Source organism: Janthinobacterium sp. MP5059B, from assembly GCF_001758645.1.
GTDB classification, from domain to species: Bacteria; Pseudomonadota; Gammaproteobacteria; order Burkholderiales; family Burkholderiaceae_D; genus Janthinobacterium; species Janthinobacterium lividum.
In genome coordinates this window covers 636,467-663,200 of sequence record NZ_LRHX01000016.1, presented here as the reverse complement: position 1 = coordinate 663,200, position 26,734 = coordinate 636,467, and the positions used below count along the sequence as shown (strand labels likewise).

General features: G+C 63.8%; 25 protein-coding genes and 2 tRNA genes. 12 read left to right on the top strand and 15 right to left on the bottom strand.

The window, feature by feature from the left end:
- The first annotated feature begins 1 nt into the window (after nucleotide 1).
- Nucleotides 2–325 (top strand): thioredoxin family protein, encoded by a 324-nt coding sequence (locus JAB1_RS20035; protein WP_139144614.1) that lies wholly within the window; start codon nucleotides 2–4, stop codon nucleotides 323–325.
- Nucleotides 326–869: 544 nt separating this feature from the next.
- Entirely contained in the window at nucleotides 870–2,156 is a 1,287-nt protein-coding gene (locus JAB1_RS20030; RefSeq protein WP_034780077.1) for an MFS transporter, read from the top strand.
- 134 nt (nucleotides 2,157–2,290) lie between these two features.
- On the opposite strand, the gene JAB1_RS20025 is transcribed toward JAB1_RS20030, so the two are convergent.
- From JAB1_RS20025 to JAB1_RS19990, 8 genes are all read right to left on the bottom strand, one after another.
- The gene (locus JAB1_RS20025; RefSeq protein WP_070281521.1) at nucleotides 2,291–4,774 is read right to left on the bottom strand and encodes a TonB-dependent receptor; all 2,484 of its coding nucleotides are present in this window, start codon (nucleotides 4,772–4,774) and stop codon (nucleotides 2,291–2,293) included.
- Nucleotides 4,775–4,853: 79 nt separating this feature from the next.
- Nucleotides 4,854–5,855 (bottom strand): FecR domain-containing protein, encoded by a 1,002-nt coding sequence (locus JAB1_RS20020; RefSeq protein ID WP_070281520.1) that lies wholly within the window; start codon nucleotides 5,853–5,855, stop codon nucleotides 4,854–4,856.
- Nucleotides 5,852–6,379: a sigma-70 family RNA polymerase sigma factor gene (locus tag JAB1_RS20015; protein WP_034780071.1), complete on the bottom strand. Its 528-nt coding sequence runs from the start codon at nucleotides 6,377–6,379 to the stop codon at nucleotides 5,852–5,854. The genes JAB1_RS20020 and JAB1_RS20015 overlap by 4 nt, the downstream gene beginning before the upstream one ends.
- A 182-nt stretch (nucleotides 6,380–6,561) precedes the next feature.
- A tRNA-Met gene (locus JAB1_RS20010) sits at nucleotides 6,562–6,638 on the bottom strand.
- Nucleotides 6,639–6,699: 61 nt separating this feature from the next.
- Nucleotides 6,700–6,776 (bottom strand) — tRNA-Met (locus JAB1_RS20005).
- A gap of 91 nt (nucleotides 6,777–6,867) precedes the next feature.
- Nucleotides 6,868–7,827 (bottom strand): tRNA (adenosine(37)-N6)-dimethylallyltransferase MiaA, encoded by a 960-nt coding sequence (miaA, locus tag JAB1_RS20000; protein WP_070281519.1) that lies wholly within the window; start codon nucleotides 7,825–7,827, stop codon nucleotides 6,868–6,870.
- A 98-nt stretch (nucleotides 7,828–7,925) separates the two neighbouring features.
- Nucleotides 7,926–9,833, bottom strand: coding sequence for a DNA mismatch repair endonuclease MutL (mutL, locus tag JAB1_RS19995; RefSeq protein ID WP_034780065.1), 1,908 nt, complete (start codon nucleotides 9,831–9,833; stop codon nucleotides 7,926–7,928).
- Nucleotides 9,834–9,951: 118 nt separating this feature from the next.
- On the bottom strand, nucleotides 9,952–10,890 hold the full coding sequence (locus JAB1_RS19990) for a peptidylprolyl isomerase (protein ID WP_070281518.1): 939 nt from the start codon (nucleotides 10,888–10,890) through the stop codon (nucleotides 9,952–9,954).
- A gap of 269 nt (nucleotides 10,891–11,159) precedes the next feature.
- Between JAB1_RS19990 and JAB1_RS19985 the strand changes: the two genes are divergently transcribed.
- Complete coding sequence (locus JAB1_RS19985; protein ID WP_034780059.1) at nucleotides 11,160–11,810, top strand: VTT domain-containing protein; 651 nt, start codon at nucleotides 11,160–11,162, stop codon at nucleotides 11,808–11,810.
- Between the two features lie 163 nt (nucleotides 11,811–11,973).
- Nucleotides 11,974–13,005 (top strand): carbonic anhydrase family protein, encoded by a 1,032-nt coding sequence (locus JAB1_RS19980; protein WP_070281517.1) that lies wholly within the window; start codon nucleotides 11,974–11,976, stop codon nucleotides 13,003–13,005.
- Here JAB1_RS19980 and JAB1_RS19975 read toward each other — a convergent pair.
- The 3 genes from JAB1_RS19975 to tsaE are packed head-to-tail and all read right to left on the bottom strand — an operon-like array spanning nucleotide 13,002 to nucleotide 15,705.
- Complete coding sequence (locus JAB1_RS19975) at nucleotides 13,002–13,838, bottom strand: D-hexose-6-phosphate mutarotase (protein ID WP_070281516.1); 837 nt, start codon at nucleotides 13,836–13,838, stop codon at nucleotides 13,002–13,004. The two genes, JAB1_RS19980 and JAB1_RS19975, sit on opposite strands and share 4 nt — an antisense overlap.
- A 14-nt stretch (nucleotides 13,839–13,852) precedes the next feature.
- Nucleotides 13,853–15,253: an N-acetylmuramoyl-L-alanine amidase gene (locus JAB1_RS19970; RefSeq protein WP_070281515.1), complete on the bottom strand. Its 1,401-nt coding sequence runs from the start codon at nucleotides 15,251–15,253 to the stop codon at nucleotides 13,853–13,855.
- Nucleotides 15,217–15,705, bottom strand: coding sequence for a tRNA (adenosine(37)-N6)-threonylcarbamoyltransferase complex ATPase subunit type 1 TsaE (gene tsaE / locus JAB1_RS19965; protein ID WP_034780043.1), 489 nt, complete (start codon nucleotides 15,703–15,705; stop codon nucleotides 15,217–15,219). The genes JAB1_RS19970 and tsaE overlap by 37 nt, the downstream gene beginning before the upstream one ends.
- Nucleotides 15,706–15,783: 78 nt before the next feature.
- On the opposite strand from tsaE, the gene queG reads away from it, so the two are divergent.
- Nucleotides 15,784–16,875 (top strand): tRNA epoxyqueuosine(34) reductase QueG, encoded by a 1,092-nt coding sequence (gene queG, locus JAB1_RS19960; RefSeq protein WP_070281514.1) that lies wholly within the window; start codon nucleotides 15,784–15,786, stop codon nucleotides 16,873–16,875.
- Between the two features lie 31 nt (nucleotides 16,876–16,906).
- On the opposite strand, the gene JAB1_RS19955 is transcribed toward queG, so the two are convergent.
- Nucleotides 16,907–17,284, bottom strand: coding sequence for a DUF3052 family protein (locus JAB1_RS19955; protein ID WP_070281513.1), 378 nt, complete (start codon nucleotides 17,282–17,284; stop codon nucleotides 16,907–16,909).
- A 122-nt stretch (nucleotides 17,285–17,406) separates the two neighbouring features.
- Nucleotides 17,407–17,583, bottom strand: a complete 177-nt coding sequence (locus JAB1_RS30135; RefSeq protein WP_217494306.1) for a hypothetical protein — start codon at nucleotides 17,581–17,583, stop codon at nucleotides 17,407–17,409.
- Between JAB1_RS30135 and JAB1_RS19950 the strand changes: the two genes are divergently transcribed.
- Both JAB1_RS19950 and JAB1_RS19945 read left to right on the top strand, forming a co-directional pair.
- Nucleotides 17,578–18,135, top strand: a complete 558-nt coding sequence (locus JAB1_RS19950) for a PadR family transcriptional regulator (protein ID WP_254672173.1) — start codon at nucleotides 17,578–17,580, stop codon at nucleotides 18,133–18,135. The two genes, JAB1_RS30135 and JAB1_RS19950, sit on opposite strands and share 6 nt — an antisense overlap.
- 22 nt (nucleotides 18,136–18,157) lie before the next feature.
- Entirely contained in the window at nucleotides 18,158–18,985 is an 828-nt protein-coding gene (locus JAB1_RS19945) for a siderophore-interacting protein (protein WP_070281512.1), read from the top strand.
- Between the two features lie 102 nt (nucleotides 18,986–19,087).
- Here the strand turns inward: JAB1_RS19945 and JAB1_RS19940 are convergent, their stop codons facing one another.
- A complete protein-coding gene (locus tag JAB1_RS19940; protein WP_034780029.1) occupies nucleotides 19,088–19,672 on the bottom strand; it encodes a response regulator in 585 nt (194 codons plus the stop codon).
- Between the two features lie 32 nt (nucleotides 19,673–19,704).
- Complete coding sequence (locus JAB1_RS19935) at nucleotides 19,705–21,723, bottom strand: PAS domain S-box protein (RefSeq protein WP_070281511.1); 2,019 nt, start codon at nucleotides 21,721–21,723, stop codon at nucleotides 19,705–19,707.
- A gap of 130 nt (nucleotides 21,724–21,853) precedes the next feature.
- Here JAB1_RS19935 and JAB1_RS19930 point away from each other — a divergent pair, with 130 nt between their 5' ends.
- The 5 genes from JAB1_RS19930 to xerD all read left to right on the top strand — a co-directional run bounded on the left by JAB1_RS19930 (nucleotide 21,854) and on the right by xerD (nucleotide 26,670).
- A complete protein-coding gene (locus JAB1_RS19930) occupies nucleotides 21,854–22,852 on the top strand; it encodes a TRAP transporter substrate-binding protein (RefSeq protein WP_070281510.1) in 999 nt (332 codons plus the stop codon).
- Nucleotides 22,853–22,968: 116 nt separating this feature from the next.
- On the top strand, nucleotides 22,969–23,541 hold the full coding sequence (locus JAB1_RS19925; RefSeq protein ID WP_070281509.1) for a TRAP transporter small permease: 573 nt from the start codon (nucleotides 22,969–22,971) through the stop codon (nucleotides 23,539–23,541).
- Nucleotides 23,538–24,818, top strand: a complete 1,281-nt coding sequence (locus JAB1_RS19920; RefSeq protein WP_070257459.1) for a TRAP transporter large permease subunit — start codon at nucleotides 23,538–23,540, stop codon at nucleotides 24,816–24,818. Before JAB1_RS19925 ends, JAB1_RS19920 begins: the two co-directional genes overlap by 4 nt.
- A 425-nt stretch (nucleotides 24,819–25,243) precedes the next feature.
- Nucleotides 25,244–25,756: a methylated-DNA--[protein]-cysteine S-methyltransferase gene (locus tag JAB1_RS19915; protein ID WP_070281508.1), complete on the top strand. Its 513-nt coding sequence runs from the start codon at nucleotides 25,244–25,246 to the stop codon at nucleotides 25,754–25,756.
- The gene (gene xerD / locus JAB1_RS19910) at nucleotides 25,753–26,670 is read left to right on the top strand and encodes a site-specific tyrosine recombinase XerD (RefSeq protein ID WP_231958314.1); all 918 of its coding nucleotides are present in this window, start codon (nucleotides 25,753–25,755) and stop codon (nucleotides 26,668–26,670) included. The genes JAB1_RS19915 and xerD overlap by 4 nt, the downstream gene beginning before the upstream one ends.
- Nucleotides 26,671–26,734 lie beyond the last annotated feature (64 nt).

Below are 26,734 nucleotides of genomic sequence, written 5' to 3'. Positions count from 1 at the left end.
CATGATGCACGATACGTATTCTGCAGCACAACCCAAGCGCGCCGAGATCGACGCGTTGACGGGGCCGGCCCTGCTGGAATTTGGCACGGGCTGGTGTGGCCACTGCCGCGCCACCCAGGCGCCGCTGGCCGCTGCGTTTGCGCAGCACCCTGGCGTGCCGCACCTGCGCGTGGAAGACGGCCCCGGCCGCGCGCTGGGGCGTTCGTTCCGGGTAAAACTGTGGCCGACCTTGATTTTCCTCAAGGATGGCCAGGAAGTGGCGCGCCTCGTGCGCCCGCTCGACAGCCGCGAAATTGAGCAGACTTTTGCATTGATTGATGCGTAGGTCGGCTTAGCGCAGCGTAAGCCGACACCACCGCACATGCTCCATCACAACTTCTTGCCGCACTGCACCACTGCGCGTATCATAAGCCGCTTACAGCAAGATCAACCGCATCCTTCGTGATGCAGGCGCGATCATCGCCGGCCCGCTCCACCCGGAGGGGCCGCAGGCAAGGATTCACCACAAATGACCGATGCCGCGATGCCGACGCGCGGGTCTGGTACGGAATGCCTGGCGATACGCCGGGCCTGATACACGTCGCCCATCCCCTGACGCCTTTCCTGCCGTGCCCCGGGTAACCGGATGGCGCACGACCGTTGTTTCTCTAAATCAGCACTGATCACGGCGCGTTAGCGCGCGTTGCCGGCAGTTCGCTACGGCAACTAAAACCGTTGTTTTTTGTTTGCAAATTTAATAGCAAATGCGCAGCAAATGCCTGCGCGCAAGGCTATGATATGCGAACGACACGGAGACAACGTGCTGTGCTGCTGCCTGAAAAAACATCCAGAGAATGGCCTTTAGACACCCTCCCCAAGGAGCGCAGTAAATGAGCACCCCCCCCAAGAAAAATTCCCCCGGCACGGTGCTGTTCGCCAGTTTGATCGGCACCACCATCGAGTTCTTTGACTTTTATATCTACGCCACCGCCGCCGTGCTGGTGTTCCCGAAACTGTTCTTCCCCGCCGGCGACCCGTCGGCCGCCGTGCTGCAGTCGCTGGCCACGTTCGCCATCGCCTTCTTCGCGCGCCCCATCGGTTCGGCCGTGTTCGGCCACTTCGGCGACCGCATCGGCCGCAAGGCCACCCTCGTGGCAGCCTTGCTGACCATGGGTATTTCCACCGTCATCATCGGCTTGCTGCCGACCTATGCCGCCATCGGCACCCTGGCGCCGCTGCTGCTGGCGCTGTGCCGTTTCGGCCAGGGCCTGGGCCTGGGCGGCGAGTGGGGCGGCGCGGTGCTGCTGGCCACGGAAAACGCGCCACCGGGCAAGCGCGCCTGGTACGGCATGTTCCCGCAGCTGGGTGCGCCGATCGGCTTCTTCCTGTCGGGCGGCATTTTCCTGCTGCTGAGCGAAACCATGACCGATGAACAGTTCTTCAGCTACGGCTGGCGCATCCCGTTCCTGGCCAGCGCGCTGCTGGTCATCGTCGGCCTGTATGTGCGTCTGAAGATCACGGAAACGCCGGACTTCCAGAAAGTCATCGACAAGAAAGAGGTCGTCAAACTGCCGGTCGCCACCGTGTTCCGCCAGCATGGCCGCATGTTGTTCCTGGGCACCATCATCGCCCTGGCCACTTTCGTGCTGTTCTACCTGATGACGGTGTTCGCGCTGAGCTGGGGTACGACCAAGCTGGGCTTCACGCGCAAGGAATTCCTCATCGTGCAACTGTTTGCCGTGCTGTTCTTTGCCCTGACGATACCCTTCTCGGCCGTGCTGGCCGACCGCCGCGGCCGCCGTGCGACCATGATCTGGGTCTCCGTCGCCATCGCCATCTTCGGCCTGGTGCTCGCGCCCATGTTCGGTTCCGGCGTGACCTGGGAAGTGACGGTCTTCATGGCTGTCGGCCTGGGTCTGATGGGCATGACCTACGGACCGCTGGGTACGATGCTGTCCGAGCTGTTCCCGCCTGAAGTGCGCTACACGGGCGCCTCGCTGACGTTCAACCTGGCCGGCATCCTGGGTGCTTCGCTGGCGCCGTACATCGCCACCTGGCTGGCCACGAATTATGGCTTGCAATACGTGGGTTATTACCTGTCGCTGGCGGCCGTGCTGACCCTGGGCGCGCTGCTGATGGTGGGCAAGCCACGCGCGGGCAAGGAAGCCTGGGAATAAACACCCGCGCCAGCTGAATCCCCTTATGTAACGAACCCCGGAAGTTGGCATCCAACTTCCGGGGTTTTTTTTATGGCGCCTCCGCCGCGCCATCATTCTGGCCGGTCATCCCGGCTCTCAGCCTCCCGATCCGTTTACCACTTCGGCGTGTACTTCAGGGTGAACTGCACGTTGCGTGGATCGCCAAAGTAGTTGTTCGAACCGGTGGTGTTGTAGGACGGGATGATGTAGCGCTTGTCGAACACGTTGTTGACGTTGAGCGACAGGGCCACTTGCGGCGTGGCTTGCCAGCCCAGGCGCGCGTTCCAGATCGAGAAACCGGCAACCTTGAAGCTGCGTTCGGTATCGACCGTATGGCTTTGCAGGTTGGCGCCGGCGCCCACGCTGAATTTGTCCCAATCGCCAGGCAGGGTGTAGTTCGACCAAAGGCGCAGCATGTGCTTGGGCGTCCACGTGGAGAAGACCTGGCCCTTGTTGTCCGGATCGTCGAGGTAGGTCGTCGTCGTATAGGCGTAGCCGGCCGACAGTTGCAGGCCGCGCGCCACTTCGCCCGACATTTCCGCTTCCAGACCCTGGCTGCGCACCTTGCCCGAGGCGCGCGAGCAGTACCAGCCATCGCAGGCGAAACCGGCGGCGTAATCGGTGACGGCGCGGTCCTTGTGGTCATAGCGGAACACGGCCAGCGAGGTGTTGAGCTTGCCGTCCAGCAGTTCACCCTTGATGCCGCCCTCGTAGCTGCTGCCCGTGATCGGCTTGAGGGTCCGGCCTGCCACATCGTGATTCGTCTGCGGCTGGAACACGTCCGCATAGCTGGCGTAGGCCGACCATTGCGGCGTCAGTGCATAGATCAGGCCCACCGATGGCGTGAACTTTGCCGTGGCGCTGGTGGCGTCGCGGTAGCCGTCCGGCGTGGCATACAGGAAGTCATACCAGTTGAAGCGCCCGCCCAGCAGGACCTTCAGATTGCTCGTCAGCTGGCCGTTCCAGGTGGCGTACAGGCCTTTCTGGCGCATGTCGTAGGTGCTGTAGCTGGTCACGCCCGCTGGGCGCGCGGCGATGGTGTCGAAGTCCTGCCACGGGCGATGGTGGTTGATATTGAAGATATCCGCACCTGTTTCCCACGCGCGCGCATAGCGGTCGGTCGACGTGAAGCTGGCATAGCTGGCGCCGACGACGACTTCCTGCGCGATGCCCAGGCCCTTGAATTTGCCGCGCACGAAGGCGTCGATGCCGCGCTTGCGGTTGTCGAAATCGGTGGAAAAGTCGCCATAGCGCGCGCCGCTGCCATCGGGATTGATTTCAAAGGCCGTGCGCTGGTGCGTGGAGCTGGTGCTTTCATTCGTGCCCAGCGCCGAGGCTTTCAGGCTCCATTGCGTATTGAAATGGTGTTCCAGATCCAGGTAGACGGTGCTCTGCTCGACCTGGCTGCGGTTCCAGTCGGCGCCCGTGAAGGTAGAGCGCGGCAGTGGCAGTGCGCTGCCGTCCTTGTAGCGGGGCAGGCCGATGAAAGTGGGACGGCCGTGGGCCTTGACATGGCTGGCGGCAAGGCCCACGGTGGTGGCGGGCGCCAGGTCGTAGTCGAGCGCCGCGTACAGGGTGCGGTTCTTGCTCCATACCTGGTCGATGAAGGAGTGGCTATCGTCTTCATCGACGATGGCGCGTCCGCGCAGGGTGCCTTCCGCATTCAGGGGTGTGCTGATGTCGACCTGGGCGCCATAATGGTCCCAGGAGCCGGCACGGCCCGTCAGCGTGATCGCGCGCGTGGCCAGTGGACGCTTGCGCACCAGATTGACTGAACCACCGGGGCTGCCCGTGCCGACCAGCATGCTCGAGGCGCCGCGCAGCACTTCCAGGCGGTCGTAGATGACCATGTTTTCCTGGCCCCAGTTGCCCAGTGCATAGGTGTTGCGGTCGATCGGCACGCCGTCGTACTGCCATTGGTCGATCTGGAAGCCGCGCGCCGTGATCACCACGCCCGGCCCCACGCCATGCACGCCCACCACGCCCGTGACGTTGTTGACGGCTTCGCGCAAGTCCGTGATGCCCTGGTCGTCCAGGCGCTGGCGCGTCAGCACGCTCACCGATTGGGGGATGTCCTTCATCGACTGCTCGCCCTTGCCGATGGTGATCTTGCGCGCCGTGTAGGAGCCGCTGCCTTCCGTGGTGGCGCCTTGCTCGGCCTGGCCAACGATGGTAATCGAGGGCATGGTACGCTCGGTCGCCGAAGCGGCGTTGGTCGCCGCCGTGGGCGCGGCGACTGCAGGCGCGGCCACCAGCACATAGCCGGTCGGGGTCTTGCCGATGGCGTAACCGCTGCCGCGCAGCAGCACGGCGAAACCGTCATCGATGGCATAGCTGCCCTGCAGTCCGGCGCTTTGCAAGCCTTGTACCTTGGCGGCGTCGATGACGATGGAGACGCCCGCCTGCTGCGCGTAGCGGTTCAGGGCGCCGGCCAGCGGGCCGGCGGGGATGGCGTAGCTGGCGACAGCCGGCACGGCCTGAGCGACTGCCTGGGCGTGCAGGCCGGCGCCAGCGAGCAGCATGGCGGCCAGGGCCAGCGGGCGCAGACGCGTGCGCAGGGTGTTCGGGAAGGAAACGGCAACGACTTGAGCGTACATGTGACAGCCTTTTTTGAATGATCTCAGCTGCCTTGACGCACGAGATGCGCATAGTGGAACCGCGAACGCAAAAAATTCTCTATTTATTTTTTGCGGCGCCGCTGGCGGGGGCGTCGACCATCACGAGATAGCGCGTCAGCATGCGGATGCGCAGCTGCGGGAAATTGTCGATCAGCAGCTGCAGCGCCTTGTCCGTGTCGTCCAGCGGCAGCACGGCGGCCACGCGGATGCCGGCGATCTGCGCGCGGTCGTAATGCAGCTGGCCGGGGCGGTGGCGCGCCAGCTCGTCGAGTACTTCGGTCAGCGGCAAGTCGTCGACCACCAGCTGGTGCGCGCGCCACGCTTCCTGCACGCTGGCCACATCGATGGCCACGATAGGTCCCACGCCATCGTCCGTGATGCGCGCGCGCTGGCCCGCCCGCACCACGACGGCCGGATGTTGCGGCACCTGTGCCAGCACTTTGGACTCCAGCATGCTCAAGGTGGTGCTGCCGCCTTCCTTGCGGACGCTGAAGCGCGTGCCCAGCGCGCGGATCGCCGCTTGGTTGCTGTCGACGATGAAAGGGCGCTGCGCATCCTTGGCCACGTCGACGAGGATGTCGCCGCGTACCAGTTCCACATGCCGCTCTCCCGCATTGAAGCGCACGTTGACGGCGCTGTGGCTGCCCAGGGTCAGGCGGCTGCCATCGGCCAGGGTGTGCGTCTGCCATTGTCCCGTGGGGCTGCGCAGGTCGGCCAGCAGGTAGGCGGGGCGCTCGCTGATGACCAGCGCGCCGGTCAGCGCCAGCACGGCCACGGCGCTGGCGGCGGCCAGCTGGCGCAGACGCTGGCGCTTTGGGGCGATGGCGGCCAGGGCGGCGCGCGCGGGGCGATGGTCGCCGCCGGCAGGCTCGCGCACGGCGCTCAATTGAAGCAGCAGGTTTTCCATGCCGGCGGCGACTGTCGCGTGCAGCGGGTCGGCCGCCTTCCATGCGGCGAAGCCGGCCCGCGCCGTGTCGCGTTCGGACGGGTCGTCGGCGCTCAGGCGCACGATCCACCGTGCGGCCTGCTCGGCCGCCACGTCGGTGCGCGTGCTGTTCATGCCGCCATGGCCGGGCAGGCGTGGCGGCAGGCCAGCAAGGCTTGCACCAGGTATTTCTGTACCATGCGCGTGGAGACGTTCAGCTGCGCGGCGACGGCGGCCTGCGGCTGTTCTTCCAGGTAGTGCAGCAAAAAAGCGTCGCGCGCCTTGGCGGACAAGCCATCCAGTGCCGTGGCGATCTGCTCGAGCGCCTGCACGGCCATCAGGATCTCGTCCGGCGAGGGTGCGCCGGGCAGGCTGTCGGCCAGCAGGGCCAGCTCCGCCAGGTAGCTGCGCTCGAGTATCTGGCGGCGCGCGCGGTCGAGCAGCAATCGCTTCGCCGTGGTGGACAGATAGGCGCGCGGCTCGCGCATGCCGAACAGGGCGTCGCGCGAGGCGATGATGCGCACGAACGTGTCTTGCGCCACGTCGGCCGCGCCATGCGGACAGCTGAGTTTTTTGCGCAGCCAGCCGACCAGCCAGCCGTGATGCTCGCTGTAGAGCGAATGCACTTGCTGTTGCAGGCTGGGCTGGATAGCAGACATGGGTGATGAATAATATAAATGAGAATTATTCTCATTGTAAGCCGCAGGGGCCGCTTGCCACAATCCCCAATGCATGCGCAGAGGGCAGGTGTTGCGTGGAGGCCGCATGCGCGATGATGGCGGAAATGAAAAAACCCGCCGCTGCACGGGGCAGAGGCGGGTTTATCAGTGCTGCAAATTCTTGGTGGTGATAGGTGGACTTGAACCACCGACCCCAGCATTATGAATGCTGTGCTCTAACCAACTGAGCTATATCACCAAACAGACCGGTCAGACCGGATGCTGGTTGCGACCATGGTAATACCATGATCCTTGTTCTTTGGTGGTGATAGGTGGACTTGAACCACCGACCCCAGCATTATGAATGCTGTGCTCTAACCAACTGAGCTATATCACCCAACAGCCGAGCATTATCCAGTCTTCCCATTTCCTTGTCAATGCCGGCGCAGAAAAATGTGCGGATTTTTCACGCGCCAGCACAGGCATGATTATTTTTGTAACGGCGTCAGCAAGGGCTGGATCTGCGCCAGCATGGACGAGGCCGGATCAGCGCCGAGGCAATCGATGACGATGCGTTCCGGCATCGAGCGCAACCAGGTGAGCTGGCGCTTGGCCAGCTGGCGCGTGGCGATGATGCCTGTCTCGCGCAAGGCGGCGCGGTCGATGCGGCCATCGAGATACTCCCAGGCCTGGCGGTAGCCCACGCAGCGCATTGAGGGCAAACCCGGGTGCAGGTCGCCGCGCCGGCGCAGCTGCTCCACTTCATCGAGCAGGGCGTCGTCTTTCAGCATGAGGTCGAAGCGCGTGGCGATGCGCGCATGCAGAGCGGCGCGGTCCGACGGTTCCAGCGCGAACGACTGCAATTGAAACGGCAGCACGGTCTTTTCGCGCCGGGCCAGCAGGGCCGACATGGGTTGGCCGGACAGCGCGATGATTTCCAGCGCGCGGCCGATGCGCTGCGCATCCTGCGGCGCCAGGCGCGCGGCCGTGACGGGATCCTGCTCCGCCAGGCGCGCATGCATGGCGGGCCAGCCGATGGCGGCCGCGTCTTCTTCCAGCCGGGCGCGCAAGGCAGGATCGGCGCCGGGCAAGTCGTCGAGGCCATCGGCCAGGCCCTTGAAGTACAGCATGGTGCCGCCGACGAGCAGCGGCAGCCTGCCGCGCGCCGTGATCTCCGCCACCAGGCGCAGGGTGTCATTGCGGAACTGCGCCACGGAATACGCGTCGAGCGGGTCGATGATGTCGATCAAATGATGCGGTACCTGGGCCAGTTCTTCCTTCGACGGCTTGGCAGTGCCGATATCCATGCCCCGGTAGACGAGGGCGGAATCGACGGAAATGATCTCGGATGGAATGGCTTGCGCGATGGCCAGCGCACTGGCCGTCTTGCCGCTGGCCGTGGGGCCCATGATGGCGACGGCCAGGGGGAGGTGAGCAGTGATTGTCATGGTGCTTTTTGATGTGCTTGCTATGTCAAACCCAACGACAAGGGCTGGGGTCGGACCCTCAGGGTCCGACCCCAGTAGTCGCCGTTCGGGGTGAAAAGTTATTGGCCGCGTAGGAACAGTTTATCGAGCGCATTGATCTCGACCTGTACCCACGTCGGCCGGCCATGGTTGCACTGGTCGGCGCGTTCCGTGCTCTCCATCTGGCGCAGCAGGGCGTTCATTTCCTGCACCGATAAAATCCGGTTGGCGCGCACGGCCGTATGGCAGGCCAGGGTGCCCAGCAATTCGTTCTGGCGCTCGATCAGCACGCGCGAGCCGCCGTATTCGCGCACGTCGCGCAGCACGTCGCGCGCCAGGGTTTGCGCGTCCGCGTTTTTGAGCAGGGTCGGCACGGAGCGCACGGCCAGGGTGGTGGGCGACAGGGCGGCGATGTCGAAGCCCAGCGCTTTCAATGTGTCCTGGTTTTCATTCGCCGTCGACACTTCGATGGCGTCCGCGTAGAACGTCACGGGTATCAGCAGCGATTGCACCTGCATGTCCTGGCCGGAGACTTGCGCCTGCAGCGCGTTTTTCAGCTGCTCGTACAGGATGCGTTCGTGCGCCGCATGCATGTCGACCAGTACCAGGCCCTTGGTGTTCTGCGCCAGGATGTAGATGCCATGCAGCTGGGCCAGGGCAAAGCCCAGCGGATATTCTTCGCGCGCCATCGCTTCGGGCGAGGCGATGTACGGTTCCACCTGCGCGATGGGAGAACTGGCAGCGCCGCCGCCGAACAGGGCGCCGTAGGCGGACGTGTCCTGCGCCACGCCAGGCGCGTCGGCAAAGAAGGGACGGGCCGCGCCGGGCGAGGCGGGCGCGAAGGTATTCGTGAATTGTGCGCCGAACGAGGTCTGCGTCTGCTCGCGGCGCCAGATGCCAGGTCCACCCAAACCCGCGCCCGCGGTATCACCGCCGAGGCTGGAGGCAGCCGGTAGGGGCGCCGGCACGCTGCCGAACGCCGTGGCCGATGTTTGCGCCAGGGCGCGCTGCACCGCGTGGAAGACGAACTGGTGCACGGAACGGCTGTCGCGGAAGCGCACTTCGATCTTCGACGGGTGCACGTTGACGTCGACCAGGGCCGGGTCGAGGTCGAGCGCCAGCACGTAGGACGGAAAACGGTCGCCGTGCAGCACGTCCTGGTAGGCCATGCGCACGGCGTGCACCAGCAGCTTGTCGCGCACGAAGCGACCGTTGACATAAAAGAACTGGCCGTCGGCGCGCGCCTTGGACGCCGTCGGCAATCCGGCAAAACCGTGAATGCGCAAGGTGCCGGCCGATTCATCCAGCGCCAGGCGCGCTTCGGCGAAGTCATTGCCCAGGATGTGGGCGCTGCGCTTGGCCAGTTCGCTGATATTCCACTGGTCGATGGTGCGGCCATTGTGCGACAGCGAGAACGACACGTCCGGCCGCGCCAGGGCGATGCGGCGCACGACTTCGGCGCAATGGCCGTATTCCGTCTGCTCCGATTTGAGGAATTTGCGCCGCGCGGGCGTGTTGAAATACAGGTCTTGCACGTCGACCGTGGTGCCGTGCGCGCCGGACGACGGCGAGACGCTGCCATTGTGCGAGCCGACGATTTCCCACGCGTGGGCCGCGTCCGCCGTGCGCGACGTCACGGTAACGGCAGCCACCGAGGCGATCGAGGCCAGCGCCTCGCCGCGAAAGCCCAGCGTGCCCACGTTTTCCAGGTCGTGCAGGGACGCGATCTTCGAGGTGGCGTGGCGCGCCAGGGCCAGCGGCAGCTGATCCTTGTCGATGCCGCGCCCGTTGTCGGTGATCGCGATGCGTTTCACGCCCCCTTCTTCCAGCCGCACCGTGATCTGCGTGGCGCCCGAGTCGAGCGCGTTTTCCAGCAACTCCTTGACGACGGCCGACGGCCGCTCGACCACCTCGCCGGCGGCGATTTGCGAAATCAACTGGTCAGGCAAGGCCTGGATCGGGCGGTGGGGCGTAATGGGAGCGTTCATGCCCTGATTATAACGGGTTAGCAAGGGGAGGCGCTGCTGTGCTGATGTCTGAAACCCAAAACGAAGGCTGGGGTCGTACCCTGAGGGGACGACCCCGGAATTTGCCCTTCGGGTCGTTTTATTTTGCCATTTCCCGCACCGGTATCGGCGCATTGCACAAGTCAATATGGCCGGCCGTGACCTTGCTCCACGGGCCGCCGCGGTGGCGCTGGGCGTCCAGCACGGCCTGGTAGGCGGCGCTGTCGGTGCGCATCACTTCCAGGTTTGCGCGCTGTGCCAAGGGCACGCTGGCGGCCAGGCGGATGGACTTGATCGGCACGTTTTTCTCGGGGCTGTCATAAAAGCCCATGGGGCCCGTGCCGCGCGGCAGGGTCGACAGCAATGGCATGCCGGAGACGACTCTGCCGACGACCGTGATGTCGCGGTCCAGGTGGCGCGGCGACTGGCCGATGACGGCGTACAGTTCCGTGCCGCCGCCGCTGTCGCTGGCGCTGTCGCGGCCCACGCCCACGGTGGCGTAGCAATGCGTGAGCCAGGCCGTGCCGGTTTTCGGGTCGCGCGCGGACGGGAAGCCGTTCGAATGCCCCACTTGCGGCGCATAGCCATCGACGTCCGGCAGGCGCGTGAAGCTCTTGACGTTTTTCAAGGGCACGGTGAATTCGCCGGGCAAGGTGCGCTGCGCATGCTGGATCGGCTTGGGATTTTTCTCGTTCGGATCGCCCCACTGCGCCACCCAGTTGTCCTGCGCGCGCGTGATGGCCAGGCCGTCGTAATACTGTTCGGCCACCAGGGCCTTGATGTTGGCCACGTGCTTCGGTGCGAAGTCTGGCGCCAGTTCGATCACCACGCGGCCGGCGGGAATGTCCAGGTACAGGGTGTTGTCCGGATCCAGCGGACGCCAGTCGGACGGTTTCGAAGCCTTGATCACGTCGGCCAAGCCCGCTTTGGCGGGCAGTTCGGCGGGCGCCTTGATCTGCACAGGCGCCGCATGGGCAGTCAGATGCGCAAGGCCCAGTACGGTGGCCATGGTCAGGCCGCTCAGTGGGTGTCGATACATGTTTTCTCCTGGTCGGCGCGGGTTGCGCCGGTCAGAAAGTGTATACCGAAATGGCAATATTTCGCTGAAAAAACGTTGCGCGGGCCGAACATGGTATGCCAGCAGGAAAACTGGCCTGAGCGAGTTGGCGGCGGTAATTCCTTAACCTTTCCTTAAAATGCCACACGCGCACGGGCACCGCATAATTAATCCTGAAATATCGGGCCGGGGACTGCCGTTGCGCTGGCCGGGTGGTGTATGATTCCGCCGCTACCTTTAGGGAAAAATATATGGATTTTGTGCAATTCCTCGACATGATCGTGCATGTCGACAAGACGCTGGGTCTCTTGATCGAGCAGTACGGTACCCTTGTGTATGCGGTGCTGTTCGCCATTATTTTTTGCGAGACAGGCCTCGTGGTGCTGTTTTTCTTCCCTGGGGATACCTTGCTGTTTATCGCCGGCGCGTTCTGCGCGACGGGACAGATGCACCTGGGCTTGCTGATCTTCCTGCTTGTCACGGCGGCCATCACGGGCAACACGCTCAATTACTGGATAGGCGAGGCCATCGGGCAAAGGGTGTTTACCCACGATTACCGCTGGATCAACAAGGATGCCATGCGCCGCACGCACGAATTCTTTGAAAAGCACGGCGGCAAGACCATCATCCTGGCCCGTTTCGTGCCAGTGGTGCGTACCTTCGCGCCGTTCGTCGCTGGCATTTCCGACATGACGCATGCGCGCTTCCAGATGTACAACGTGACGGGCGCCCTGTTGTGGGTAGTCGGTCTGGTGACGGCGGGTTACTTCTTCGGCAATATCCCGTGGATCCGCGACCACCTGACCTTGATCGTGCTGATCGGTGTCGGCGCCGCCGTCGTGCCGGTGGTACTGGGCGGCTTGTGGAAACTCTACAAGCGCATGGTCGGCAAGTCGGCGTAAGCGTAAGGCCGCATGGATCCGGGGCAAGCGCGCTGCGGCACAGCCCGCAGCCGGCCCCGGATCCCGTTTTTCTCTGCCTTGTTTCTGTTTTACTCCCGCGCTGATTCAAGTTTTGTTGCTTTCCAGCCGTAAACCAGAGGGTATTCTCACTTTCTGGATTTCCATGCGACATTTGAGCGCCCTGTTAGCTTGCAGCCTTGCCGCGATGACGGCCATGGCAAGCGCCAAAGATGCCCCCGCCCCGGCGAGCGCCGCCGCATCCGCGCCCATGTCGGCGTCGGCGCGCGCGGCCGCCATGAAAACCCTGACCGAATCGGTGAAGGGCAAGGAGGCCAAGGCGCCTGTCGTCGTCGCACCCACGGCGCGCGAAAAGGAAGAAGCGGCCGAAGTCGACCTGTCCGAACGCATCGCGGCGCGCCTGGCGGAAATGCGCGCGACCCAGGCGGCCCGCGCCGCCGCCCGCGCCAAGCGCGCCGCCGTGGTGAAGGCCGCGCCGCCGCCACCACCGCCCGTGCCGCGCGGCACGCACTGGTCGTACGAGGGCGACAGCGGCCCGGCCCACTGGAGCAAGATCAATGTCGACTGGGCCAAGTGCGGCAATGGCAGCCGCCAGTCGCCGATCGATATCCGCGACGGCATGAAGGTGGAACTCGAGCAGATCAGCTTTGACTACCATCCGTCGTCGTTCAATGTGGTCGACAATGGCCACACGGTGCAGGTGGGCGTGAGCGGCGGTAATTACATCACGGTGCAGAACCGCATGTTCGAGCTGCAGCAATTCCATTTCCACCGCCCGTCCGAAGAGCGCATCAATGGCAAGGCATTCGAGATGGTGGTGCACCTGGTGCACCGCGACGCGGAAGGCCGGCAAGCCGTGCTGGCGCTGCTGCTGGAGCGGGGCGCGCCGCAAGCGACCATCCAGACCGTGTGGAACAACCTGCCGCTGGAAAAATTCGAGACCATGCAGCCGACCATCCTGCTCGACCCGGCCGAGATGCTGCCCACGCGGCGCGAGTACTACACGTACATGGGATCGATGACGGAGCCGCCTTGCAGCGAAGGCGTGTTGTGGCTGGTGATGAAGCAGCCGGTGCAGGCTTCGCCGGCGCAGATGGCGCTGTTCAGCCGCTTGTATCCCTTGAATGCGCGCCCGATTCAGCCTTCGAATGGCCGCATCATCAAGGAATCGAATTAAATAAATGCGAGATGCTGGCGGCCCGTCCATTCGGCGCCGGCGGCCAGCAGGTCTGGCTGGATCAAGGCCGGCTCGATGCAGATGAAACGCTGGTATTCATCGTCGGCCAGGTCGGGCAGGGCGGCCGCGTCTTGCGCGCCCGGGTTCCACACGACGGCGTCCGTAAAGCCCTGCTGTTCCAGGCGCAGCGTATGGCCGCCGGACTGCAGGCTCAAGGCGCCCGGCAGCTGGTAATAGATGCGGTCCAGCTTGTCCGCGAATTGCAGCACCTCTTCCGCCTGCAAGGCATCTTGCGGCGTTTCGTCCGAATAGCGCACGCGCTGCAAGCCGCCGACGCGCGCCTCGCTCAATTGATCAATCGCAAAATAGCTGTGCAGGGCCGCCGAGAACGGGAACGCCTGCTCGCCCGTGTTATGGACGGACAGGTGCAGTTCCAGCGTCTGCGCCTTGACGGCCACGCGCAGGCGCAAGGTGAAGGCATAGGCCCAGGTGGCGGCGATCGCTTCCGGCAAGTCAGCCTGGGTCAGGGCAAATTGCGCCCATGCGGCGCCATCGGCGTCGCCGCTCGATTCCAGCTGCCAGGTCGCCACGCGTGCAAAGCCGTGGCGCATGCCCGTGCCGCGCGCGCCGAACTGGGGAAAGATCACGGGCACGCCGCCACGGATGGCGCGGCTGCCATCGAGCGCGGAATCCCGGCTGCAGAACAGGCGCTCCTGGCCATCGCTGGTCTGCCACGAGACCAGGTGGCCGCCGTACAGGGTGACGGTCGCCTGCGCGCCGTCGGCGGCGCGGATGGTCACGGCCGGCAGCTCGCCAAAGATACTCTTGCTCATGCTAGGCTTTCATGTCAGGTCAGGCGGCTTTTCGCCAGCGGCGGATTCTTGGCAAAATAATTCTTGATGCCCGTGACGATGGCGTCGGCCATCTGGTCCTGGTAGCCGTTGTCGGTCAGCTTGGCTTCTTCTTCCGGATTGGAGATGAACGCCGTCTCGATCAGGATGGAAGGAATGTCCGGCGCTTTCAGCACGGCGAAGCCGGCCTGCTCGACGGAACCCTTGTGCAGACGGTTGATGCCGCCGATTTCGCGCAGCACGGCCTTGCCCAGCTTCATGCTGTCATTGATCTGCGCCGTCGTCGACAGGTCGAGCAGCACGCTGGCCAGCTGCTTGTCGTGGTTCTTTACGTTCACGCCGCCGATCAGGTCGGCCTGGTTTTCCTTGTTGGCCAGCCAGCGCGCGGCCGTCGAGGTGGCACCCTTTTCGGACAGCACGAAGACGGACGAACCGCGCGCCGTCGGCTGGATGAAGGCGTCGGCGTGGATCGAGACGAACAGGTCGGCCTGCACCTTGCGCGCCTTTTCCACGCGCATGCCCAGCGGGACGAAGAAATCGGCGTCGCGCGTGAGCATGACGCGCATGTTCGGCTGCAGTTCCAGCTTGGTCTTGAGGCGCTTGGCGATGGCCAGCACCACGTCTTTTTCGCGGCTGCCCCGGCTGCCCATGGCGCCAGGATCTTCGCCGCCGTGGCCGGGATCGAGCGCGATGGTAATCATGCGCACCACTTTCTGGCCCGGCAGGGGGCGCGCTTCGGGACGCTGTTCCGGGCGGATGTCGGGTACGGGCGGCACGATGGGCGCTACCGGTGGCACGACGGCGGCCACGGGCGGCTTGCCGCTCTCGGGCAGGGGCAGCGCGGGCGGCGGCGTATGCGTGCCGGCCATTGGCGGCTTGGCGGGGTCGCTCGACCAGTCGCCCTTTTCGATCATTTGCGCGATCAGGTCCGGCTCGTGCACGGGATACAGGTCGAAGATCAAACGGTGGTTGTAGGAGCCGGCCGGCGGCAGCGTAAACAGCTGCGGCGTGACCTCTTCCTTCAGGTCGAACACCAGGCGCACGACGTTGGGCCGGTTCTGGCCCACGCGCACCTGCTTGATGTAGGGGTCGTTCGACTGGATCTTCGCCACCAGGCCCTTGAGCGTTGGATTGAGTTCCAGTCCTTCGATGTCGACCACCAGGCGTTCCGGGTCCTTGACGATGAAGTGGGTCGCCTTGAGGATGCTGTCGTTTTCCAGCGTGACGCGGGTGTAGTCCTCGGCCGGCCAGACGCGCACGGCGAGAATTTGCGCCGCCATCGCCGACATGGGCGCGAACACGGACAGCAGCAGGGTGCCGCCGGCCTTGAGTACCGTGCGCCGGGTGATGGGCGAGGAGATCAAAGGTTCGGGGCGAATTTGAGACGGTGAAGGCATGACAGACCCAATTCAGAAGACGCTTGCAATTCTACATCACGTCCTGTACCCGCAACGTTCAAATAAATATTCAGGTCCGCCGGCGGCAGCACCGGCTCGGCTTTCTCCGGCCATTCGACGATGCAGATATTGCGGCCGTCGAAGTCTTCGCGAAAACCCGCGTCGAGGAATTCCTCGGCGCTGCCCATGCGGTACAGGTCGAAATGGATGACGTTGACGCTCTGGCCATCGAGCTGCACCGTGTACGGTTCGGACAAGGTATAGGTGGGGCTTTTCACGTGGCCCGCATGGCCGGCCGCGTGCAGCAGGGCGCGCGTGAGGGCCGTCTTGCCGGCGCCCAGGTCGCCGTGCAGGTAGATCGCCAGGCCCGGCGCCAGTGCGCGCGCCAGCGCGGCGCCCAGCGCGGCGGTGCCGGCTTCGTCGTGGAGGTGGGCTTTGAAGTGTTCGGTCATTATCTTCGGTATCGCATAAAATGGAGGCTGCTGTCATTGTAACCGCCCGCGCGCCTGCCGTTTTCCGTAAAGTCCCCTATGTCCGCCACCGTCACCGATCTCGCCGCCTTGGCGCGCACCATTAAAGAATGGGGGCGCGAGCTGGGTTTTGCCGAGGTGCGTATCGCCGACGTGGACCTGTCGCATATGGAAGCGCCCTTGCAAGCCTGGCTCGATGCAGGGTATCACGGCGAAATGGATTACATGGCCAGCCACGGCATGAAGCGCGCACGCCCGGCCGAACTGGTGCCGGGCACGGTGCGCGCCATCAGCGCGCGCATGAATTATCTGCCGCCGGCGCTGGGGCCCGACTGGCGTGAGCACGAGGCGGCGCGCGATGCAGATCCCGCGGCGGCCGTGATCTCCGTGTATGCGCGCGGCCGCGACTATCACAAGGTCATGCGTTCGCGCCTGCAGCAGCTGGCCGAGCGCATCAAGGGCGAGATCGGCGACTTCGGCTACCGCGTCTTCAGCGATTCGGCGCCCGTGATGGAAGTCGAGCTGGCGCAAAAGGGCGGGCTGGGCTGGCGCGGCAAGCATACCTTGCTGATCAACCGCCAGGGCGGTTCCTTCTTTTTCCTCGGCGAGATACTCATCGACGTGCCGCTGCCCGTCGACCCGCCGGAGACCCCGCGCTGCGGCCAGTGCTCGGCGTGCATCACGGTGTGCCCGACGCAAGCCATCCTGGGGCCGTACAAGCTTGACGCGCGCCGCTGCATCTCCTACCTGACGATCGAATTGAAGGGGGCCATTCCCGTCGAGATGCGCCCCTTGATCGGCAACAAGGTGTATGGCTGCGACGATTGCCAGACCGTCTGCCCGTGGAACAAGTTCGCCCAGCGCGCCGTCGTGCCGGACTTCGACGAGCGCCACAGCCTGGGCAGCGCCGGCATGGTGGAACTGTTCGCCTGGACGGAAGAAGAGTTCAACCGCCGCATGGAAGGCAGCGCGATCCGCCGCATCGGCCACGAACGCTGGCTGCGCAACCTGGCCGTCGGCATGGGCAACGCGGCGACCAAGGCCCGGGGCCAGGCCGACATCGTCGCGGCCCTGCTGTCGCGCCGCGAGCACCCATCGGCCATCGTGCGCGAGCACGTCGAATGGGCGCTGGCGCTGCACGGCATCGCCTGACCTGCGTTTATTTCTGCGTTTATCCCTGCGTTTAAACCTGCTTCAGGCGCAGCGCCGACCACTGACTATCGATGGCGACCATGGCCACGCTGTCCAGGCCCATGGTTTGCGCAAAGTCGCGGATATCGTCGCGCTGGATGTCGCTGCCCGCTTTGATTCCGCCCTTGCGGTACGCCACCCAGACCGCGCCGCCGGGCGCCAGGCGCGCCTGCGCCACCGGCAGATACAGCTCCAGTTCCGCGCGGCTGCGCGCGAACAGCAATAGCCAGTCGGCATTTTCACCGTCCCGCACCAGCCGCTCTGGCGGCAACTGCGCCAGCAATTCCCCATGCTCGCCGCCGTCATTGAGCACGGCCAGGGCCGTGGCATTTTTCACATACATTTTGTCAAAGGCGGTTTTGTCAGGCATGGCATCGGCGTGTCGATTGCGGAAAGATGAGCATAGCAAATTTCTCCTTGACTTATCGATATATCGTTATAAAATGACGATACCTACTAACGATATATCTTTAAAGAGAAAACATGAGAAACTCACACCACGCAGAACACGGCCATCACGGCCATCACGGCCATCACGGCCATCACGGCCATCACGGCCATCACGGCCATCACGGCCATCACGGCCATCACCATCATCACGGCCATTGCGGCCAGCAGCATCACCATGGCGAACACCGCCACGAGCACCGCAGCGAATACGCCATGCATGGCCGCGGCCCGCGCGGTTTCGACGAGCGCGGCGACGGCATGGGCCATGGCGGCCCCGGTGGCCCAGGTGGACGTGGGCGCGGCGAACGCGCCGAGCGCGTCTTCGGCCGCGGCGACCTGCCGCTGATCGTGCTGGCGCTGATCGAGATCAGCCCGCGCCACGGTTACGAAATCATCAAGGCCATCGAAGAGCGTTGCGGCGGCGCCTACTCCCCCAGCCCGGGCGCCGTGTACCCGACCCTGACCCTGCTGGAAGAGCAGGATCACGTCACCTCAAGCGAGAGCGCCAGCGGCAAGAAGCTCTACACGATCACGGACCTGGGGCGCGCGTATCTCGACGAGAACCGCGCCCAGGTGGATGGCATCCTGGCCCGGCTCGACATGTTTGCCCGCGTCCAGGCGCGCAACGCCTTGCCCGAGCGCGTGCGCCAGGCCATGCACACCCTCAAGCATGCGCTGTTGCTGAACAAGACCAGCTGGAACGACGCCGAAGCCGAGCGCGTCTCCGCCGTGCTGGAGCAGGCGGCGAATGCCATCGTCGACGGCCACTGAGCCTACTTTACAAGGATAAGCAATGACTACTGCATCACCTGCAGCACCACGTCCGCATGCCATCGAGCGCGTGCGGCATGACTTGAAACTGCGCGTGCTCACCGTCGTGCGAACGGAGCAGCTGACGCCGCACATGCGCCGCATCACCCTGGCGGGCGACGACCTGGATGGCTTTGTCTCGCCGGCGCACGACGATCACGTCAAGCTGTTCTTCCCCGCCCCGGGCGAGACAGCGCCCGTGTTTCCCGTGCTGGGCAATGGCCCGAATCCCATCCAGTACGCGGAAGGCGCGCGTCCCATCGCCCGCAATTACACGCCGCGCCGCTATGACGCCGCGCGGCGCGAGCTGGAAATCGACTTCGTGCTGCATGGCGACGGCCCCGCGGCCAGCTGGGCGGCGCAAGCGGCGCCCGGCCAGACCCTGGGCGTGGGCGGACCGCGCGGCTCCATGCTGGTGCCGCTCGATTTCGACTGGTATGTGCTGGTGGGCGACCAGACGGCCTTGCCGGCCATTGCCCGCCGCCTGGAGCAGTTGCCTGCCACGGCGCGGGCGATTGCCGTGATCGAGATCGTCGAAGACGGCGAACAGATCGCGTTGGAGTGCGCCGCGCAGCTGGACGTGCGCTGGGTCGCGCGCCATGGCCGCAAGGGGCCGCTGCTGCTGGAAGAATTGGCGAAGGTCGCCTTGCCGCAGGATGGCGACGGTTACGTGTGGGTGGCGTGCGAGCATGCGCAGGTGCAGGGCTTGCGCGGGCATTTCATCGATGCCGGCGTGCCGAAGCAGCACCTGCATGTAGCCAGTTACTGGAAGCATGGGGCGGCGGAGCATCACGAGCACCATGATGCGTGATGGCGGTGGTGTCGGGTTACGCGCTGCGCGCTAACCCAACCTACATTGCAATGTAGGTTGGATTAGCGGCGCGCCAGCGCCGCGTAATCCAACATTGCTGCATTACTTCAACAACCCCGCCAGCTCCACCGCCGTCTTGACCTGCATCTTGTCGAAGATATGCGCGCGGTGGACTTCCACGGTGCGCATGCTGATGCCCAGCTTGTCGGCCACCACCTTGTTCATCTTGCCCGCCAAAATCAGGTCCAGCACTTCGCGTTCGCGCGTCGACAGGGTGGCCAGGCGCGCATGCACGGCGGCCAGTTCGCCCGCCTGGCGCGAGTTGGCCAGGCCCTGCTGCACGCGGTCCATCAGGTCGTTGTCGTTGAACGGCTTTTCAAAGAAATCGAAGGCGCCCCGTTTCAGGCTGTCCACGGCCATCGGCACGTCGCCATGGCCGGTAAGGAAAATCACGGGCAGGCGCGCCGTCAGGTCGCGCTTGACCAGCTGGTCGAACAGGGCGATGCCGTTCATGTCGGGCATGCGCACGTCGAGCAGCACGCAGTCGCCGGCGGCGTCGAAGCTGCCATCGAGGCTATCGAGGAATTGCTGCGCGCTGGCATAGTTGCGCGCCTCGATGCTGCGCGAGGCGGCCAGCCAGGACAGGGAGTCGCGCACGACCTCTTCGTCGTCAATGATGTGTAGCATGTGGTCTCCGGCTTGTCGTTATGCGTTATTAGTCAATGCGAGTGCGGCGCGCGCGGCGCGGCCGGCACGCTGAATGTAAAGATGGTACCGCCAGCGGGGTTGGCGCCGAAGGTCAGCGCGCCGCCATGAAATTCGATGGCGGTGCGGCAGATGTTCAAGCCCATGCCCATACCTTCGGACTTGGTCGAGAAAAACGGCGAAAACAGCCGCTCGGCCACGTCCTGGGGAATGCCGTGGCCATGGTCGATCACGTCCACCGTCACCATGCCCTGCTGCGCGTCGTGGCTGGCCCGCAGGCGCATGATACGCCGTCCCGGCGCCGCATCCTGCATGGCCTCGATGGCGTTGCGCGTCAGGTTCAGCAGCACCTGCTCGATCATCACGGGGTCGGCGCGCAGCAGCGGCAGGTCCGGCGGCAGCTCTTCCTGGATGGTGACATAGTATTTGCGGGCCTGCAGGTCGATCAGCGCGCGGATGCCGTCGATCAGGGTGCGGATGGCGATATCCTGGCGCTGCGGCTCGCTCTTGCGCACGAAATCGTGCACGCTGCGGATGATCTGGCCGGCCCGCTGCGCCTGCGCGCTGGCTTGCTCCAGCGCCGGTTTCAAGGTGCCCGGATCGACGGGGGCGTCATGCTCGATGGCGCGGCGGATCAGGTTCAGCGCCCCCGTGGTGTAGCTGGAAATGGCCGCCAGCGGCTGATTTAATTCGTGCGCCAGCATCGACGCCAGCTCGCCCATGGTGGCCAGGCGCGAACTCGTTTGCAGTTTTTCCTGCTGCTGGCGATTCAGTTCCTCGACCCGCTTGCGGTCCGAGATATCGAGCACGGAACCCATCCAGCCCGTCTGCTGGCCGTTCTTGTCTACCAGCGGCGCCTCGAAGATCAGCACGGCCACGCGCGTGCCGTCGGGGCGCTGGAAATAGGTTTCGAACTGCGGCGTGGGATTGCCGGCCAGGGCCTTGACGAAGCGCTGCTGGTATTCCTCCAGCGCCTCGGGCACCCAGTAGGGCATGGGCGGCAGGCGCCCCAGGATTTCCTCGGGCGGATAGCCGACGATCTGGCAAAACGCGGGATTCACATACGTGACTCTTCCTTCGAGGTCGCGTGCGCGCATGCCCGTCACCAGCGAGTTTTCCATCGCCGTGCGAAACAGCATCTGCTGGCGCAGCGCGCCCTCGGCCACCAGGCGGCGCGAAATATGTCGCCACAGGGCCAGCAGGCTCCATAATAAGCCCAGCGAGAGGGCGATGACGGAGCCGACCAGCAGATTGGGCAGCAGCTTGGGCTGGCTTTTCACGCTGTCGGTAAACAGGGTGATGGTGGCGCCGGGCACGTCGAGCGCGCGCTTGTGCGTGTACACACCGTGGCCGGGACCGGCGGCGGCGCGCCGCGCCAGCACCTTGTCGTCGCGGTCGATCAGCGAAATCTGGTTATCCTGCGCAAACCACCACGGCACCATTTCATCGAGCAGGCTGCTGATCTGGTAGGTGGCCACCAGGCTGCCGACATAGCGCTGGCCATCGAACAGGGGCTGGTGATAATCCATCAGCATGGCGCCCGGCGGCGCGTCGGGAAAGCCGCTCTGCTGCGAAGGCTGGGCGTACTGGCCCCGGTGCAGGCGGCGCGCATTGTCGGCCGCCGTCAGCGAGGCGGGCGAAAAAGCCAGTTCATGCGGCAGGCTGTTGTCGCTGGTGGCCAGCACCTTGCCGCTGGTGTCGAGCCACAGCACGCGTTGCAGTTCGCGGCCATTGCGCAGCATCTGCTGCAGCCGTTCGTGCACTTTTTCCGCACCCAGCGAGGCGCTGGCGATATCGACACCCAGGTTGAACAGGCTTTCCTCGTTGCGCGCCAGCTGGAAGCGGATGGTCTGCTCCACCCACAGGGTGTCGGCGATCAATTGCTCCTGGCGCTCGTTGCTTTCCATCTGGCGCGCCTGCCAGGGCAGCCAAAACAGGATGGACAGGAACAGCAGCAGCAATATGACGGGCAGCAGCCAGCGCATCGGGCTCGATAGCTTGAAGCGGCGTGCAAGGGTGGGGGGAGTCGGCATGGCTGGCAGGGTAGCGGCTTATCGGGAGCCGGCTATTGTGGTTAACCACAATAGCCGAAGCAGTTTCTTTGGCACAATATCCAAGTAGACAAATAATAAAGTTTTTCTAAAAACCATCCAGGAGACAAAAATGCAGATGAAAACCATGTTCGTCGCGCTGTGCGCGGCCATAGGCGCCACCGCCGGCGTGCACGCGTACGCGCAAGCCCCCATCGTCATCAAGTTCAGCCACGTCGTGGCGACGGACACGCCGAAAGGCCAGGCCGCCGAGCGTTTCAAGCAGCTGGCCGAGAAAGCCACGAATGGCAAGGTCAAGGTCGAACTGTACCCGAACAGCCAGCTGTACAAGGACAAGGAAGAACTCGAAGCCCTGCAGCTGGGCGCCGTGCAGATGCTGGCGCCCTCGCTGGCCAAGTTCGGCCCGCTGGGCGTGAAGGAGTTCGAAGCGTTCGACCTGCCCTACATTTTCCCCACCAAGACGGCGCTGTACAACGTCACCGAAGGCGAAATCGGCAAGAGCCTGCTGAAAAAACTGGAACCCAAGGGTATCACGGGCCTGGCCTACTGGGACAATGGCTTCAAGGTGATGTCGGCCAACAAGCCGCTGCACAGCCCGGCCGACTTCAAGGGCCTGAAAATGCGCATCCAGTCGTCCAAGGTGCTCGACGCGCAGATGCGCGCGCTGGGCGCCAATCCGCAGGTGCTGGCCTTCTCGGAAGTGTATCAGGCGCTGCAGACGGGCGTGGTCGACGGCACGGAGAATCCGCCGTCGAATATGTACACGCAAAAGATGCATGAAGTGCAAAAGCACGTGACCGTGTCGAACCACGGCTACCTGGGCTATGCCGTCATCGTCAACAAGAAATTCTGGGATGGCTTGCCGCCCGATATCCGCGCCCAGCTGGAAAAAGCCATGCGCGAGGCCACCACGTTTGAAAAAGCCATCGCCCAGCGCGACAACGACCAGGCCCTCGACGCCATCAAGAAAGCGGGCAGGACGCAGATCTACACCTTGACAGTGCAGGAGCAGGCCGAGTGGCGCAAGGCGCTGGCGCCCGTGCAAAAGACCATGGAAGCGCGCATCGGCAAGGACCTGATCACGGCCATCAACAAGGAAAGCGCGAAGTAATAGCGCTGGCCGCGCCACCCGGTGCGGCTTTCAGGGGCATCCCTGTCTTTCTGTAGCAACGGCACCTGCGCGTCCTGCGCGGGTGTCAGCGTACCCGCATTCTTTGAAAGTCCACCATGAAATTTCTGGATCACCTGGAAGAGTGGCTGATCGCGACCCTGATGGGCGCAGCCACCTTCATCATCTTCGTCGCGGTCGTGCACCGCTACCTGGCAGGCTTGCCGATACCGGTCGTGCAAGACTTCCTGATTCAAATCAATACCAGCTGGGCCCAGGAACTGTGCATCTACATGTTTGTCTGGATGGCCAAGTTCGGCGCCGCGTATGGCGTACGCACGGGCATCCACGTGGGCGTCGATGTCTTGATCAACCGCATGAACCCGCGCTGGCGCGATCGTTTCATCGTCTTCGGCCTGGGTGCCGGCGCCCTGTTTACGGGTGTCGTGGGGACCCTGGGCGCCAGCTTCGTGTGGTCGATCGGCCACACGGACCAGACATCGGCCGACATGGAAGTGCCGATGTGGCTGGTTTACCTGGCCGTGCCGCTCGGTTCCTACCTGATGTGCTTCCGCTTCCTGCAAGTGATGCTGCATTTCATCAAGACGGGCGCCTTGCCGAAACACGACCATTCGCACGTCGAGGGCCTGGAAGACGAACTGACGGCTGAAGAAAAAGGAGCCAAGGCATGAACGCGCTGATCATTTTTGTGTTGCTGCTGGCGCTGATGCTGACCGGCATGCCGATTTCCATTTCGCTGGGCCTGACGGTACTCACGTTCCTGTTTACCATGACCAGCGTGCCCATCGAATCGGTGGCCCTGAAGATTTTCACGGGCATCGAGAAATTCGAGATCATGGCCATCCCGTTCTTCATTTTGGCGGGCAACTTCCTCACGCATGGCGGGGTGGCGCGGCGCATGATCAACTTCGCCAGTTCCATGGTGGGCCACTGGCATGGCGGCCTGGCGCTGGCCGGCGTGATGGCGTGCGCGCTGTTTGCGGCCGTCTCCGGCTCCAGCCCCGCCACCGTGGTGGCGATCGGCTCCATCATCCTGCCGGCCATGGTCAAGCAGGGCTACCCGCGCGGTTTCGGCGCCGGTGTCATCACCACCTCGGGCGCGCTGGGCATCCTGATTCCGCCATCGATCGTGATGGTGATGTATTCCGTCAGCACGAACACGTCCGTGGGCAAGCTGTTCATGGCGGGCGTGATTCCCGGCATGATGCTGGCCATGCTGCTGGGCCTGACCACGTGGTTCTTGGCGCGCAAGCACAATTATCCACGCATGAAAAAGGCCAGCTGGGGCGAGCGCTTCGTCACGTTCAAGAAGAGCGCCTGGGGCCTGCTCCTGATCGTCATCGTCATGGGCGGCATCTACTCGGGCGCCTTCACGCCGACGGAAGCGGCCGCCATGGCTGCCGTGTACGCCTTCATCATCGCCGTCTTCGTCTACAAGGACTTGAAGATCAAGCAGGTGGGCAAGGTCTTGCTCGACTCGGCCGCCATGTCGGCGATGCTGTTGTACATCATCACCAATGCCGTGCTGTTCTCGTTCCTGATGACCAGTGAAAATATCCCGCAAGCGATGGCCGAATGGATCACGGGCAAGGGCCTGGGCGTGATCAGTTTCTTGTTGGTGGTCAACGTGCTGCTGTTGTTGGCTGGTAACGTCATGGAACCGTCGTCCATCGTGCTGATCATGGCGCCGATTCTGTTCCCCGTCGCCATGAAGCTGGGCATCGATCCTGTGCATTTCGGCATCTTGATCGTGGTCAATATGGAAGTGGGCATGTGCCACCCACCCGTGGGCCTGAACCTGTACGTGGCGTCCGGCATTACCAAGATGGGCATTTCGGAGCTGACCGTGGCCGTGATGCCGTGGCTGCTGACGATGCTGGGCTTCCTGGTGCTGATTACCTACGTACCACAAATCTCGCTGTGGCTGCCAAATTTAATTTACAACTAAAACAGTTGTCCCCGTCATGGTGCAAAAAAAGTCGATCCGGCCGAATAAATGCGCTATGATGGGCAGCCTTAAGGGGAAACACGTATATGCATATACGCCCAGGTAGCAAGGCTGAAATACAGAATTGGCAACAAGGTTAGTGGGGGAGTGGTCTATAAAAACGGTATTGATACCGGGGATATATTGAGGAGACACACGTTTCACAGAAGTTGTTGAGTCATAGCTGTCTGCGGCCACAAGCCGGCACCGGCGGACCCAAACGACCGGGAACGTGAAGCAATATTTGAAGCGCACCGACTGGTGCGCTTTTTTTTCGTCCCCGGGAAACGTCCGCCGGCACGCCCAAAGTCGGTGCATAATTCCCGTGGCGCTGTTTCCGGCGCCGGCAGGTTGCATATATGCCACACTTGAATAATGATCAGCAGATGAAAAAACAACAGGGCAGTGAACTGTTCAGCGCCATCGTGGCCGCGCCGTTCGGCGCCATGGGCGTGCGCACGCAGGATGGCCAGGTATGCGAGCTGGTGTATCTGCCGCCGCACTTTGCGGAAAAAGATGCGCAGGATGCCGTCTCCGAGCGGGCGTGCCAGCAACTGGCGCGCTATTTTATCGATCCCGATCATGTCTTCGACTTGCCGCTGGCAGGCGCGGGCAGCGCCTACCAGCAACGGGTATGGGCGGCGATCGCCGGCATCCCGCGCGGCCAGGTGCGCACCTATGGCGACGTGGCGCGCCTGATCGGCTCGGCGCCGCGCGCCGTGGGCCAGGCCTGCGGCGCCAACTGGTTTCCCGTGGTCATACCCTGTCACCGGGTCACGGCCGCTGGCGGCCTGGGCGGCTTTGCCCACCATGACGATGCGACGGGCTTCCACCTGGGCGTGAAGCGCTGGCTGCTGGCGCATGAAGGCGTGGCGGGCATGGGGTGGTCAACACGATGATGAACAGCCTGCTGGCGCCCGACAACACTACCCTGATCGATGAATTCTGCGACAGCCTGTGGCTGGAAGACGGCCTGTCGAAAAACTCGCTGGACGCCTACCGGCGCGACATGCGGCTGTTTTCGCGCTGGCTGGAAGTGGCGCGGCCCGGGCGCGAGGGCCTGTACGACGTGTCCACGGCCGATATCGAGGCGTATTTCGCCGCCCGCCACGACGAGAGCAAGGCCACGTCGTCGAACCGGCGCCTGTCAGTGCTCAAGCGTTTTTACCAGCTGGCCCTGCGGCACAAGCATATCGCGGCCGACCCGTGCCTGAAGATGGTCTCGGCCAAGCAGCCCGCGCGCTTCGTGCATACCTTGAGCGAAGCGCAGGTGGAAGCGCTATTGGCGGCGCCCGACGTCAGCACGCCGCTGGGCTTGCGCGAGCGCACCATGCTGGAGCTCATGTATGCGAGCGGCTTGCGCGTGTCGGAACTGGTGGACTTGCAATCCGTGGAGCTGAGCCTGAACGATGGCGTGCTGCGCATCACGGGCAAGGGCAGCAAGACGCGGCTGGTGCCGTTCGGTGAACAGGCGCGGCTGTGGATCGAACGCTACCTGAAGGAAGCGCGCGGCGTGATTCTCGACGGCCAGATGGACGATGCGCTGTTCGTCACGCGGCGCGGCGGCGCCATGACGCGGCAAATGTTCTGGGTCATCATCAAGAAACACGCGCTGAACGCCGGCATCACGGCGCCGCTGTCGCCGCATACCCTGCGCCATGCGTTCGCCACCCATTTGCTCAACCATGGCGCGGACTTGCGTGTTGTGCAATTGTTACTGGGGCACTCCGATATTTCCACCACGCAGATTTACACGCATGTGGCCCGCGAACGGCTGAAACTGCTGCATGCGCAGCATCATCCGCGAGGCTAAACATTTGGTGTTTGGTTCAATTACGTCATAATGTGCCTTATGTGCTTATCTGTAACATCTAAAA

Bases quoted from the DNA above. Each gene is read 5' to 3' on its own strand.
- JAB1_RS20035 (WP_139144614.1), top strand. From the start codon at position 2: ATGATGCACGATACGTATTCTGCAGCACAACCCAAGCGCGCCGAGATC.
- JAB1_RS20030 (WP_034780077.1), top strand. From the start codon at position 870: ATGAGCACCCCCCCCAAGAAAAATTCCCCCGGCACGGTGCTGTTCGCC.
- JAB1_RS20025 (WP_070281521.1), bottom strand. From the start codon at position 4,774: ATGTACGCTCAAGTCGTTGCCGTTTCCTTCCCGAACACCCTGCGCACG.
- JAB1_RS20020 (WP_070281520.1), bottom strand. From the start codon at position 5,855: ATGAACAGCACGCGCACCGACGTGGCGGCCGAGCAGGCCGCACGGTGG.
- JAB1_RS20015 (WP_034780071.1), bottom strand. From the start codon at position 6,379: ATGTCTGCTATCCAGCCCAGCCTGCAACAGCAAGTGCATTCGCTCTAC.
- miaA (WP_070281519.1), bottom strand. From the start codon at position 7,827: ATGACAATCACTGCTCACCTCCCCCTGGCCGTCGCCATCATGGGCCCC.
- mutL (WP_034780065.1), bottom strand. From the start codon at position 9,833: ATGAACGCTCCCATTACGCCCCACCGCCCGATCCAGGCCTTGCCTGAC.
- JAB1_RS19990 (WP_070281518.1), bottom strand. From the start codon at position 10,890: ATGTATCGACACCCACTGAGCGGCCTGACCATGGCCACCGTACTGGGC.
- JAB1_RS19985 (WP_034780059.1), top strand. From the start codon at position 11,160: ATGGATTTTGTGCAATTCCTCGACATGATCGTGCATGTCGACAAGACG.
- JAB1_RS19980 (WP_070281517.1), top strand. From the start codon at position 11,974: ATGCGACATTTGAGCGCCCTGTTAGCTTGCAGCCTTGCCGCGATGACG.
- JAB1_RS19975 (WP_070281516.1), bottom strand. From the start codon at position 13,838: ATGAGCAAGAGTATCTTTGGCGAGCTGCCGGCCGTGACCATCCGCGCC.
- JAB1_RS19970 (WP_070281515.1), bottom strand. From the start codon at position 15,253: ATGCCTTCACCGTCTCAAATTCGCCCCGAACCTTTGATCTCCTCGCCC.
- tsaE (WP_034780043.1), bottom strand. From the start codon at position 15,705: ATGACCGAACACTTCAAAGCCCACCTCCACGACGAAGCCGGCACCGCC.
- queG (WP_070281514.1), top strand. From the start codon at position 15,784: ATGTCCGCCACCGTCACCGATCTCGCCGCCTTGGCGCGCACCATTAAA.
- JAB1_RS19955 (WP_070281513.1), bottom strand. From the start codon at position 17,284: ATGCCTGACAAAACCGCCTTTGACAAAATGTATGTGAAAAATGCCACG.
- JAB1_RS19950 (WP_254672173.1), top strand. From the start codon at position 17,578: ATGCATGGCCGCGGCCCGCGCGGTTTCGACGAGCGCGGCGACGGCATG.
- JAB1_RS30135 (WP_217494306.1), bottom strand. From the start codon at position 17,583: ATGCATGGCGTATTCGCTGCGGTGCTCGTGGCGGTGTTCGCCATGGTG.
- JAB1_RS19945 (WP_070281512.1), top strand. From the start codon at position 18,158: ATGACTACTGCATCACCTGCAGCACCACGTCCGCATGCCATCGAGCGC.
- JAB1_RS19940 (WP_034780029.1), bottom strand. From the start codon at position 19,672: ATGCTACACATCATTGACGACGAAGAGGTCGTGCGCGACTCCCTGTCC.
- JAB1_RS19935 (WP_070281511.1), bottom strand. From the start codon at position 21,723: ATGCCGACTCCCCCCACCCTTGCACGCCGCTTCAAGCTATCGAGCCCG.
- JAB1_RS19930 (WP_070281510.1), top strand. From the start codon at position 21,854: ATGCAGATGAAAACCATGTTCGTCGCGCTGTGCGCGGCCATAGGCGCC.
- JAB1_RS19925 (WP_070281509.1), top strand. From the start codon at position 22,969: ATGAAATTTCTGGATCACCTGGAAGAGTGGCTGATCGCGACCCTGATG.
- JAB1_RS19920 (WP_070257459.1), top strand. From the start codon at position 23,538: ATGAACGCGCTGATCATTTTTGTGTTGCTGCTGGCGCTGATGCTGACC.
- JAB1_RS19915 (WP_070281508.1), top strand. From the start codon at position 25,244: ATGAAAAAACAACAGGGCAGTGAACTGTTCAGCGCCATCGTGGCCGCG.
- xerD (WP_231958314.1), top strand. From the start codon at position 25,753: ATGATGAACAGCCTGCTGGCGCCCGACAACACTACCCTGATCGATGAA.